Origin of the sequence: Pseudomonas sp. GM55 (genome assembly GCF_000282395.1) — a bacterium.
Classification (GTDB): Bacteria; Pseudomonadota; Gammaproteobacteria; order Pseudomonadales; family Pseudomonadaceae; genus Aquipseudomonas; species Aquipseudomonas fluorescens_CC.
Genome location: NZ_AKJJ01000069.1, coordinates 14,372 through 27,457, shown reverse-complemented (window position 1 = coordinate 27,457; position 13,086 = coordinate 14,372). Strand labels below are relative to the sequence as shown.

General features: G+C 62.6%; 3 protein-coding genes. 2 read left to right on the top strand and 1 reads right to left on the bottom strand.

Going from position 1 to position 13,086, the window contains the following annotated elements:
• Positions 1–9,328 (bottom strand): peroxidase family protein (locus tag PMI31_RS18775; protein ID WP_008019833.1); only part of this gene is annotated, 9,328 nt, incomplete at its 3' end.
• A 674-nt stretch (positions 9,329–10,002) separates the two neighbouring features.
• Between PMI31_RS18775 and PMI31_RS18770 the strand changes: the two genes are divergently transcribed.
• Both PMI31_RS18770 and PMI31_RS18765 read left to right on the top strand, forming a co-directional pair.
• A complete protein-coding gene (locus tag PMI31_RS18770) occupies positions 10,003–11,739 on the top strand; it encodes a type I secretion system permease/ATPase (RefSeq protein WP_008019832.1) in 1,737 nt (578 codons plus the stop codon).
• 6 nt (positions 11,740–11,745) lie between these two features.
• Positions 11,746–13,086: an HlyD family type I secretion periplasmic adaptor subunit gene (locus PMI31_RS18765; protein ID WP_008019831.1), complete on the top strand. Its 1,341-nt coding sequence runs from the start codon at positions 11,746–11,748 to the stop codon at positions 13,084–13,086.

Genomic DNA, 13,086 nt, shown 5'->3' with positions numbered 1-13,086 from the left:
GCGAGGTCCAGACCGTGTCGTTGCCGGCACCGGCGAGCTCGGTCACTACGTCCCCAAGGTCGGTGACTTCGTAGATATCGTTGCCAACGCCTCCAGCCATGGTATCGGCACCCGTCCCGCCGATGAGAACGTCATCGCCCGCGTCACCATTGAGGATGTCGTTGCCGCCCAAGCCGTTCAGGATGTCGTTGCCATCACCTCCGCTGGCCACGTCGTCGCCTGCGGAGCCGGTGAATATGTCGGCACCGGCGGTACCGACAAACACAACACCGACCACTGTCGTTGCCGCTGAGGTGACTCGCTCAAGTGTGCCGAGGTCATCGGTATAACTCGCGACGACCCGCAGTTGCTGACCGGACAGCGTCTGGTCGGGCGTGAAGGTCGTGCCCGTCGCACCGGCGATATCGGTAAAGATCGCACCGATCCCCCCCGCCTGCCACTGATGGGTAATCACCGAGGTCGCGGTCCCGTTGGCGTCGGTGAACGCATCCGTGGCGGTCAAGGCAAAGCCTGGAGTCGGAGACGTATCGCTGATCAGCACCGTTCCAACCGGCAGGAAGTTGACGGGGCTGCCGCCGAGCGGTGCAGTTGGCGCGGTCTGCGCCGAGAATATGCTTTCCAGCACGCCGTGGCCGTCCTGATAGATGGCCCTGACGCGCAGCGCCAGTCCCTGCTCAGCCGCGGTCACCGTGAAGGTCGAGCCGGTCGCGGTTCCTAGTCCACCTCCGAGCGCAATACCAATGTCGTCGAAGATACCGGTGCCTGGGTTCGTTTCAACCTGCCATACGAAGGCGATGGGACCGGTGATCGCAGCGCCTACAGTGGCGTTGTCCAAATCGCTGACGGTGTCGGCCAACACCGTCAACACTTGGCCAACGGCCGGCGTGCTATCGCTGATCCTCAGCAAGCCCACCGGCTCGGCGTTCAAGCCCGCCACCAGGACCCGCGACTGATCAGCGAACTGCAGCCGCTCGATACTGCTGAGCCTGTCAGTACCGTCCCGACCGACGACGCTGTCGGCCACGGTGACCGTGCCGTCGACGTTCTCGGTGACGGTGTAGTCGGCCAGAAGGCCGGTGTACAGGGCCGTGTCGAAGGAATGGCCAGGGTTAAGGGGGTCAGGCGCATCCGTCAGGATCTCACGGACGGCAACGAGTTGGCCGGGGTTGTAAGTGCCGTTGAGCATGAGCGGCTCCAACTGGACCATGCTGTCGAACGTTGCGATCTCCGGACCTGTGCCATCAATGTTCTGCCGCACGCTGATACGTACGTTGAGCCACTTGTCACCGTCGACCAGGTCATCGCCACCACCACCTTCGATGATGTCGCTGCCGCCGCCGCCGAGGACGATGTTGCCGGCGCCGAACTGATCGTCTGTCGTGCCCACAATGCCGTCCGGGCCGGCTGCTGCGGTGCCGACGAACGAGCGCAGTCCGCTGACCAGGTCGAAGTTGGTGAGCACGCTGCCCTGAGCACCGGCAGCCGCGATCGCGGTGGCATCGGCATCATCGCCACGCAGGATGTCGCTGAAGTGCGATCCCGTCAGACCTTCCACCAGCTGGAACCGAGCCACGGTTGCAGCCAACTCCGGCAGTGGCGGCGCGAGAGCGATTTCGGCGAGGCCCAGGTCGACGGACACGCCGAACGGGTCGTCCTTGAAGCCGGCCCAGTCGTAACCGGAGCCACCCAGGTAGCGGTCCCCCGCGCCGCCGTTGCCGAACATGATGTCGTCGCCACCTTCAGCCATGAACCTGTCGGGCGAACCGGTGCCGATGAAGATGTCGTTACCGCGTATCAAGTCGAGCCCGTTCGGGTCGAAATTGTCGCCGGGAGCACCATCGGCGGTTCCCCTCTCGATCCAGTCGTCACCTTCGTTACCCATCAGTTGTTCGTCGGCGATACTGCCCATGATGAAGTCGTCGCCCGCGCCACCGAAGACCTCCGAGGAGTCCTCACCGGTGACGACGAAGTCTTTGCCGGAGCCGCCGAGGTTCAGGTTCAGGCCGTTGCCACTGTGGATGACGTCGTTGCCGTCGCCGCCATGAATGGTGTCGTCGCCACCCATGTCGGTGATGATGTCGTCACCGTCGCCCCCGATGATGAAGTCGTTGCCGTAGCCACCTTCGAGGCGGTCATTGGCACCGTCGCCATAGAGCGTGTCGTCGCCGTCGCCAGAAACGAGAATGTCATTGACGGCCGAGCCACCGAGCACCACATGATCTTCGCCGGTGTACTGCAGGTAGTTGGTATCAGGGCCGGCCGTCGCAGGGTTGTCCCGAATGACCAGCGGCGTGAGGAGGATGCCGCCGACAGGGTCGGCATTGCCCAGCTGGTTGTCGGCGGCCTCATTGGCTAGCGTCAATGGATTGTCGACCAGTATGCCATCCGGCCCGGCAATCACACTCTCGTTGAACTGCCTGGTCGGGTCGACCTCCAGGGTAAAGGCCGGAGTCAGGAACATGACGGCTGGGAGGTGGGTCGCATCGGTGTTGGCCATCACCAGTCTCGCGAACGAGTTGTTCTCCAACTCGGTGACGAAGTTCAGCCCCGCGTTGCGTTCCAGGTAGTAGAAGCGGTCGGCGTTCTGCAGCTTCTCCATCTGGTTCTCGAACACGAAGTTGAAGGTCGAGCCGAGCATGCCGCCAAACGGCATTTTTTCCTCGGCGAGGCCGCCGATCCAGAGGTCGATGTTGTCCAGACCGGTAATGGTGACGCCGGTCGGGCCACTCGCCCAGGTGCCGGTGCTGTTGAGGAAGTCCAGCCGGTCCGCCGGCTCGCCGGCGCCGCCCAACACCAGGAGCGTGGCCGCTGCGCGCTTCGCGTCGAGCGTGGTGGCGCTGGTAATGGAGGCGTGCGTGCCATAGGCGGCGATGAAGTTGATCAGCGATTCCGGGTGCTTCAGGTGTTGCACCAAATCGGCCCAGCTGATGTAGGGCTTCAGGTTGCTGTCGCCAGTCGCGGTGTAGAACTCACGACGCGCCTCGTTCAGGGTCGGAAGTCCGGTATCACGGCCGCGCGCGATGTTGAGGGCAGGCAGGTCGAGCGGCAGGCCCAGCAAGTTGTTGCGCACCGCTTCGGTGACGAACTCATCGATCTCGTTGCCGACCTGGCGCGTCAAGCCGCGGACGATGGCACCGGCCGCCTGTTCCGGGGTCGGGCCGCTGGCCGCAAACGCCAGCGGATTGAGGAAGGCCTGAATCAGGCCGATCTCGCTCGAGGCGAAGTTGGGGTCCAGCCGGTCAATGGTCTCGGTCAGCATCGAGTGGCCGAGGCGGTAGACCGCGTGCGCGAACTCGGCGACGATCGCCGGGTCGATATCGGTTTGATAATTCTGGTGTTCGCCAAGGAACGGATCGATGTTCGGCTGAATGGTACGGGCGAACTCTTCGAACACCAGGTGCTGGTACTGCATCTCGGTACCGAATCTCGCCGCCTGGAACAGGCGCTCTCCGTTCCAGTGCAGGGCAGCGATCTCAGCCGGGGTTGTTGGCAACACCAACAGTTGGGCATCAGGCATCAGCCACTGGTTCAGGAAGTTGACATCGTTGGAGGCGATGGCCACATCCTTGGTGTGCTGGACCAGACGGTTGTGCTCCGAGTGGAAAATCGCGTGGACGGTGGTCAGGCCGATGTTCTCGTTGACCCGGCCGTCGCCGGCGATGTAGTGCGCGTCAAGCAGTTCGTTGTCGTAGAAGCCCGGCAAAGGTGTACCGCCCACGATAGTGTCCGCATCGGGCGCGAGTGCTGCGCCGGTCTGACTGTCCACCGGAACGGCGTTGTGGGCGATATCGATGAGGAACTGGTGGCCGGTGCGCACGGCATTGACCAGGCTGATCGGCGCAGCAGGATTACCCTCGACGAGAACATCATCGGCGGTATCAGCAATACCATCCGGGCCCCTCATCATGACCATCGGGAAGCCGTTCGGGCCCTTGATGAAATTGCCGTAGGCGTCGGTGGCGAGCAGCGGCACGTTGTCGAAGTCGGCATCGGTAAGATTAATGCCAAGCAGATCGCGCGCCTGCGCCTTCACCACTTTCCAGGTGGCCATCCCACCGATTTCAACGTCGTCCGCAGTGCCGAACAGGCCATCGGCGCCCAGATCACGATTAGTGATCAGCCTGCCGGTCGCCACCGGATCGCCGGCGGCATTGAACTCGTAGGCGCGCAGGAACACCTGGTGCGAAGGGTGCGAGGTATAGGTCTGGTTCTGATCGACGAACGGCGTGGTGGTGTTTGAAGCCTCGTGGATGTCGTCAGCGTTGCCGAGGATGCCATCAGGCCCTGGCAGGTTGGTGGCCCGCGTCAACACCATGAAGTTGGTCGGGCTGCCCGAAACGAACAGCGGATCGTCCGGCTGCAGCGGGATGAACACCGTGCCGCTGCCGCCCTTGGTCACCAGGTCGAGGCCGTGGTCGAAGAACTGACCGAAGAAGGTCATCCAGGGATTGAACGGTGCGGACAGACCCACGTCCGGCGATTGGTTAGGCATGAAAAAGGTCTGGAAAGTCGTGCCGTCGGTACGGGTTCCAGTAACGACTTGCGCACCGTCCTTCAAGACATCGTCAACCGTGCCGAGGATGCCATCCGGACCGGGATCGAACGTGGCCGCGATCGCTGCCGGGTTGTTGGCGGTGTTGTCGGCGATCAGATTGCTGATGGTCCGTGGCTGCGAGTCAGTCACCAGTCCGCTGGTCTGAGCGTAAGAGGTGCCCGCTTCCGCCGTATCGAACTGCGCCGGAACCAGTCGCGGGAAGACCGTGTCGGCTGCACCGAACCCGTTCTGACCCGCCACCAGGTTGTTGAACGACCCGTCGACCGTGCGCAGGCCCAAAGGCAGCCGTGCATTCGGCAGCATGCTGAGGAGATCCTCACCGGCTGCATTCCTTTCCGAGATCAGAATTTGGTCGAGAATGAACTGCAGATCGGAGCGGATATAGTGCACACCAGGGCTGGCGACCGGAGTTTCGACCGGCAGCGGGGCTGCCGGTGGCGGAGCAACGCCGGCTACGACCGCTGCGGTTGGAGCAGAGAACGCAGTCTCAAGCACACCATTTTGATCCTTGTAGACGGCCCTGACGCGCAATTCCAGCCCGGCGAGATCCGGGGTCACCCTGAAGGTCGGCCCGGTTATGTGCGCCAATGCTGCGCCCCCGTCCGCAATACGGGTGATGTCCTGAAAGACGCCCGAACCCGGGACTGCTTCGAACTGCCAGTAGAAGGCGATCGGTCCGGTGATGGCACCGCCGGCGTTGTCGGCATCGGTCACGCCGGCAGCCGACACCCTCAGCAACTGACCCGTGGTCGGCGTTGCGTCCGGGGTGTTGCTGGCAGCGTCGAGGATGGCCAGCAAGCCCAGCGGGTCGTTGTTGAGCCCGACCCCGGCGGGCAGTGTGAGCGACTGATCGTTGAACTGCAGCCGCTCGAAATTGGTCAGGCGGTCGGTGCCGTCGCGCCCGACGACGCTGTCGGTCACGGTGGTCACGTCGCCCACAGTGGTGACGGTATAGTCGAGCCGGTTGCCAGTGAACATGGCCGTGTCAAAGGCGGGGGCATCCGTCAGGATCTCGCGGACGATGACCAGTTGACCGGGGTTGAAGGTGCCATCGAGCATGAACGGGATCATGGGCTCCATGCTGTCGAAGGTGGCAATCTCCGGCCCGGTTCCGTCAAGGTTCTGGCGCACGCTGATGCGCACATTCAGCCACATGTCGCCATCGATCAGGTCGTCACCGCCGCGGCCTTCGATGATGTCGCTGCCACCACCGCCGAGGAGGATGTTGCCTGCGCCGAACTGATCGTCCGCCGTGCCCAGGATACCGTCCGGGCCGGCTGCAGCTGCGCCAAGAAACGCCCGCAGACCGTTGACGAGGTCAATATTGGTGAGCACGCTGCCCGGGACACCGGCAGCGGCGATCGCTAGCGCGTCAGCATCATCGCCAGTCAGCATGTCGCTGAACGCCGAACCCGACAGACCTTCCACCTGGGCGAACTTGGCATGCACGCTTGCAACCGAAGGCGACAGGGCCGATTGTTCGAAGGCGATGCGGCTCATGTCCACAGTCACGCCGTATTGATCATCCTTGTAGGTGGCCCAGTCGAAACCGGACATGCCCAACATCTTGTCCGGCCCCTCACTGCCGATGAAGATGTCATCGCCGCCTTCACCGATCATTTCATCGAAGCCGCCGTCACCGCTGAAGACGTCGTTGCCGGCGACCAACTCTGCCAGCAAAGCCAGTGGCAGGTTACCGGCGAAATTGTCGCCGGGGGCGCCGTCCTGGGTCCCGACCTCGATCCAGTCGTCGCCATCGCCGCCCATCATTTGTGCGTTTAGCCGGCTGCCGAGCATGAAGTCATTGCCGGCGCCGCCGAAGACCTCCGAAAAGTCCTCGCCGGTGACGATGAAATCGTTGCCGTCACCGCTGAGGATGATATTGGTGCCGTTGCCGCCGTGGATGACGTCGTTGCCGGCCTCGCCGTGAATGACGTCGTCGCCGCCCATGTCGGTGATGATGTCGTCGCCATCGCCACCCTCGATCTCGTCATTGCCGTAGCCGCCTTCGAGGCGATCATTACCGGCGTCGCCCCAGAGCGTGTCGTCGCCGTCGCCAGAGACGAGAATGTCATTGCCGGCGGTGCCGCCGAGCACGACATGGTCTTCGCCGGTGTACTGCAGGTAGTTGGTATCAGGCCCGGCCGTCGCGGGGTTGTCGCGAATCACAAGCGGTGTGATCTCGACCCCGTTGATCATGGTGCCGCCAGTGGGATCGGTGTTGCCAGGCAGGTCGTCAGCGGTGCCCACAGTGCCGTCCAGACCGGCAATCACGCTCCGGTTGAACTGCCTGGTGGGGTCGACCTCGAGAGTAAAGGTCGGGCTCGAGAATATGAGGGCCGGGAGATGGGTCGCGTCGGTGTTGAGCATCACCATCTTGGCGAACGAGTTGTTCTCGAGCTCGCTCAGGAAGTTGAGTCCCTGGGTGCGGTGCAGGTAGTAGAGCCGGTCGCCGTTTTGCAGCTTCTCGAGCTGGTCCTCGAAGACGAAGTTGAAGGTCGAGCCGAGCATGCCGCCGAACGGCATTTTTTCCTCGGCCAGGCCGCCGATCCAGAAGTCGATGGCATCAACGCCGGTAATGGTTGCCCCATTTGCCAGGTTGGCATAGGCACCGGTGCTGTTGAGGAAGTCCAACCGGTCCACCGGCTCGCCGGCGCCGCCCAACACCAGGAGCGTGGCCGCTGCGCGTTTCGCGACGAGCGTGGTGGCGCTGGTAATGGAGGCGTGCGTGCCGTAGGCGGCGATGAAGTTGATCAGCGATTCCGGGTGCTTCAGGTGTTGCACCAAATCGACCCAGCTGGTGTAGGGTTTCAGCTGGCTGTCGCCGGTGCCGGCATAGAATTCACGGCGCGCCGCGTTCAAGGACGGGATGCCGGTATCGCGGCCGCGCGCGATGTTGAGGGCGGGCAGGTCGAGCGGCAGGCCCAGCAAGTTGTTGCGCACCGCTTCGGTGACAAACTCATCGATCTCGTTGCCGACCTGGCGCGTCAAGCCGCGGACGATGGCGCCGGCCGCCTGCTCCGGGGTCGGGCCGCTGGTCGCAAACGCCAGCGGGTTGAGGAAGGCCTGAATCAGGCCAATCTCGCTGGAGACGAAGTTGGGGCTCAGCCGGTCAATGGTCTCGGTCAGCATCGAGTGGCCGAAGCGAAAGACGGTGTGCGCGAACTCGGCGACGATCGACGGATTGATTGTGTCATCGAAGTCAAGGAAGGCATCGACCTGCGGTTGAATGGTGCGCGCGAACTCTTCGAACACCAGGTGCTGATACTGCATCTCGGTGCCGAATTTCGCCGCCTGAAACAGGCGCTCACCGTTCCAATTCAAAGTCGACAGATCAGCAGGAACAGCCGTGACGGGCGTCAGCAGCCACTGGTTCAGGAACGTCAGGTCGCCGGCAGCCGCTGAGGCGAGGACCGTGTCCTTGGTCTGCTGGACCAGCCGGTTGTGCTCCGAGTGGAAGATGGAGTGGACGGTGGTCAGGCCGATGTTCTCGTTGACCCGGCCGTCGCCGGCGATGTAGTGCGCGTCGAGCAACTCGTTGTCGTAGGAGCCTGCGGCCACCGGGCCGCCGGCAACGAGGTCGGCATCGGCCGTCAGTGGCGCACCGGTCTGGCTGTCCACCGGGCTGGCATTGTGCGCGATGTCGATGAGGAACTGGTGACCGGTGCGGATCGCCAGCGATGCGTCGATCGGCGCCAGCCGATTGCCCTCGACCAAACCGGTCGCGGTCACGATCTGCGCAAAGCCGTTCGCCCCTCGAATGAAGTTACCGTACGCGTCGGTCGCCAACAGCGGCAGGTCGAGGACGTCGAGATCGTCGAGATTGATGCCAAGCATGTCGCGCGCCTGCGCCTTCACCACTTTCCAGGTGGCCATGCCGCCGATTTCGACGTCGTCGGCAGTGCCGAACAGGCCATCGGCGCCCAGGTCACGGTTGGTGATCAGCTTGCCGGTCGCCACCGGCTTGCCGGCGGCATCGAGTTCATAGGCGCGCAGGAACACCTGGTGCGAGGGATGCGAGCTGTAGGTCTGGTTCTGATCGACGAACGGCGTGGTGGTGTTTGAAGCCTCGTGGATGTCGTCGGCGTTGCCGAGGATGCCATCGGGTCCGGGCAGGTTGGTGGCCCGCGTCAACACCATGAAGTTGGTCGGGCTGCCCGGGACGAACAACGGATCGTCCGGCTGCAGCGGGACGAACACCGTGCCGCTGCCGCCCTTGGTCACCAGATCGAGGCCATGGTCGAAGAACTGACCGAAGAAGGTCATCCACGGGTTGAACGGCGCGGACAGACCCACGTCCGGCGACTGGTTAGGAATGAAAAAGGTCTGGAAGGTCGTGCCGTCGGTACGGGTTCCAGTAACGACCTGAGCACCGGCCTTCAAGACATCGTCAACCGTGCCGAGGATGCCATCCAGACCGGGATCGAACGTGGCCGCGACCGCCGCCGGGTTGTTGGCGGTATTGTCGACGATCAGGTTGCTGATGGTGCGTGGCTGCGAGTCGATCACCAGGCCGCTGGTCTGGGTGTAAGAGGTGCCCGCCTCAGCCGGGCGGAAGACTGGAGTGGTCATGCGCGGGAAAATGTTGTCGGCTGCGCCGAACTCGCTCTGACCCAGTCTCAGGTTGTTAAACGTCCCGTCGACCGTGCGCAGACCGAAAGCAAATTCCGGGTTCGGTATCAGGCTGGCGAGCGGCTGGCCGGCAGTATCCGCTTCCGCGATGAAAATCTGCTGGAGAATGAACTCCAGGTCCGACTTGTTGAAATTGGCCATTTTGGATTGCCCTCGATCTGTCTGGATGAAGGCGCGGGACGAGAGAATCCTCCCGCGCCCAGTCAAGTGCTGGCTTGCGCAGTTTGTTAGTTGTGTTTTTTGGCGAGAGCTCTGGCGTTACCCGGGACCCGGGGTACGCGCCTGGAATTCGCGTAGTGAATTGCTCGCCGGTCGATCAGGCAGAGCGAATTCGAGCCCTGGGCGGGCCATGGAATCTGGAAGTGAAGGCGAACGTCCTGGACAGCCCCATCCCTCTGAAAAAGCACGAAATGAGCGACATGATTCTGCTCCTCTCAGGAGAATCACCGCGCCTTGCGTTGCCAAAGCGATGGCAAGCTTCAGGCGTGCGAGCCCCCCGATAACTAAGACTAAAGTTCCATAGCAGATCTTTGTCAATATTACGTCGCCAAAACAGACGACTGGTACTTAAGTCGTACAACTAGCTGTTTTTAAAAGACATATAGGCGGTTGAGTGCAGGTATAGAGCGAAATGTTATTTCGAATTGTTACTCCGCCACCTACGCTGCTGCATAAGGGAGCAACGCAGCGATTTCGGAAGACTCGCCATCCATAGAGCGACCAGCCTGCGCGTGCATAAGCTGTTTGAGGAACTACATTTACCGTTAGCTGTTGCGCCACAAGGGCGACCGGCATTTCGAAGTGGGAGGATCAACATGCCCAAGCAGTCGAGCATCCGTTCCGAACTGGCCGACGCGCTATTTCGCATGCGCCGCAGTTTTTACTTGCTGGCAGGGTTCAGCGGCGTCATAAACGTCATGATGTTGACGCCAGCTATTTATATGCTGCAGGTCTATGATCGAGCCCTGGTCAGTCGCAACGTCACGACGCTGGCGATGTTGACGGTCCTGGTGGTTGGTCTGTTCCTGCTGATGTCCATGCTGGAAATGGTCCGCACCCGCGTACTGATCCGGGTCGGCAACTGCCTCGACATGGACCTCAACCGGCGCATTTTCACTGCTGCATTCGAGCGCAACCTGAGCCGCGCCGGCGGTAATCCGGCCCAGGCCCTGCAAGATCTCGCCCTGGTTCGTCAGTTCGTCACCGGCAATTCCCTGTTCGCTTTCTTCGATGCACCGTGGACGCCGATCTACCTGCTGGTCGCCTACCTGATCCACCCACTGCTCGGACTGCTCACGCTCATCGGCTCGCTGATTCTGGTGGCCCTGGCCTGGCTCACCGAGAAGGCGACGCAGAAGCCGCTGGCCGAAGCCAATCAGGCCGCCCTCTCCTCCGCCCAATACGCCAACAACAACCTGCGCAATGCCGAGGTCATCGAAGCCATGGGCATGCTGCCGTCGATCAGCAAGCGCTGGTATATGAGCCATTTGCGCATTCTGGAAATGCAGTCCCTGGCTTCCGACCGCGCCGCCTTGATCAGCAGCACCGGACGCTTCGTGCGGATCACGTTGCAGTCACTGATCCTCGGTGCCGGCGCGCTGTTGGCGATCGAAGGCAAGATCACCCCGGGGATGATGATTGCCTGCTCGATCCTCACCGGCCGTGCACTGGGACCGGTGGAGCAGGTCATCGCGTCGTGGAAGCAACTGCTCGGCTGCCGTTCGGCCTGGGGCCGGCTCAACGAGATGCTGCACGACTATCCGCGCCGGCCACCGAGCATGTCGCTGCAGCGGCCGCAGGGCATGCTGGCGGTGGAGAATGTGTATGCCGGTGCCCCCGGCACCAACAACACGATTCTGCGCGGGGTGGGCTTCAGCCTTGTCCCCGGCGAAAGCCTTGGCATTATCGGTCCGTCCGCCTCGGGCAAATCCACCCTCGCCCGCCTGCTGGTTGGCGTCTGGCCGGCGCAGGCCGGCAAGGTGCGCCTTGACGGCGCGGACATATTCACCTGGAACAAGGGCGAACTTGGCCCCTGGCTCGGCTACCTGCCACAGGACGTCGAGCTGTTCGAGGGCAACATCGCCGACAATATTGCGCGCTTTGGCGAAGTGGACAGTGAAGCGGTCATCCGCGCCGCCAAGACCACTGGCGTGCACGAGATGATCCTGCGTTTTCCGCAAGGTTATGACACTCGCCTGGGTACCGATGGCAGCCCGCTTTCCGGGGGCCAGAAGCAGCGCATCGCCTTGGCCCGCGCGCTGTATGGCGAGCCCAATCTGATCGTGCTGGATGAGCCGAACGCCAACCTCGACGACGTCGGCGAAAAGGCCTTGGTCGATGCCTTGGCCGAACTCAAGGAGCGCGGCGCCACCGTCGTTCTGATTTCCCACCGTCCCAACGTACTCTGCGCCGTCGATAAGGTGCTGATGCTGCGTGACGGCGGCGTGCAGATGCTCGGCACGCGCGATGAAGTATTCGCAGCGCTGCGCAAGGCCAGTGTGATGCCTGCAGGCGCGTCGACTCCTCTAGCCTCCGTCAAAGCACGGGAGTGACCGATCATGCAAATGAGCCAACACACCGAGATGATCAAAGCCGATACCAAGAGCGTGGTAGATCTGGACGTCGGTAAACCCGCGCGGTGGGGCGTGTGGCTGGTGCTCGCCGGCTTCGGCGGCTTCCTCCTGTGGTCCTGGCTGGCGCCGCTGGATGCCGGCGTGGTAGCGACAGGTACGGTCAAAGTCACCAACAATCGCAAAGCCGTGCAGCACCTCACCGGCGGTACCGTGGAGGCCATTCTCGTTCGCGAAGGCGATCTGGTGACAAAAGGTCAGGAGGTGGTCCGCCTCGACTCGTTGCGTGCCGCTGCCGAAGAGGGTGCGGTCAGCGCCCAGTACATCGTCAGCAAGACCGTGGAAAACCGCCTGGAAGCGGAGCGTGACGGTCGCGACGTGGTGAACTTCGACCCCGATTTGCTCCAGCGCTTCAAAGGTGACCACCGCCTGGAGGCCGCCATGGACCTGCAACAGCGCCTGCTGGACACCCGGCGCGCCGGTCTCGCGGGCGAAATCAGCATCCTGCAGGAGAACCTTGCGGCGTCGGCAGTGCAGCTCAAGGGCCTGCAGCAGGTCTATAGCGCCCGCGCCTCGCAGATCAGCTTCCTCAACCAGGAACTGCAAGGCACCCGCGTGCTGACGGCCGAAGGCTATGTGCCGCGCAACCGCCTGCTTGAGCTGGAACGCAACAATGCCGAGCTCTCCGCCGGCCAGGCCGAGAACCTCAACAACATTGCCCGCGTGCGCAGCCAGACCACCGAAATCAAGCTGCGCATCCTGCAGCGCCAGCACGATTACCTGAAGGAAGTCGAGTCGCAGCTGACTGACACCGCCAAGGAGAACACCACCCTGGCCGACCGCTTGCGCTCGCTCGACTATGAAGTGACCCACACGGTGATTCGTGCGCCAATCGACGGCATGGTCCAGGCCCTGAGCATTGCCACCGTCGGCGGGATCATTCAGCCCGGCTTCAAGATCATGGAAATCGTTCCGCTCAACGAACCACTGCAGGTCGACGCGATGATTCCCGTGCAGGCCATCGACAAGATGGTCCCCGGCCTGCCCGTGGACATTTCCTTCCCGGCCTTCAACCATGCCAGGACGCCAAACATCCCCGGCCGCGTGAAGACCATCTCCGCCGACCGCCTGATGGACGAGGAAAGCAAGCAACCGTTCTATCTGGCTCAGGTGGAGGTCACGCCCGATGGCATGGGCCTGCTTGGCAGCAATCACATTCGCCCCGGCATGCCCGCCAGCGTCACCATCAAGACTGGCGAACGCAACATGATCAGCTATCTTCTCAAACCAATGCTCGATCGTGTGGACAGCTCATTCAAGGAACAATGA

Excerpts from the sequence above, each read along its gene's own strand:
- PMI31_RS18770 (WP_008019832.1), top strand. The coding sequence starts at position 10,003 with ATGCCCAAGCAGTCGAGCATCCGTTCCGAACTGGCCGACGCGCTATTT.
- PMI31_RS18765 (WP_008019831.1), top strand. The coding sequence starts at position 11,746 with ATGCAAATGAGCCAACACACCGAGATGATCAAAGCCGATACCAAGAGC.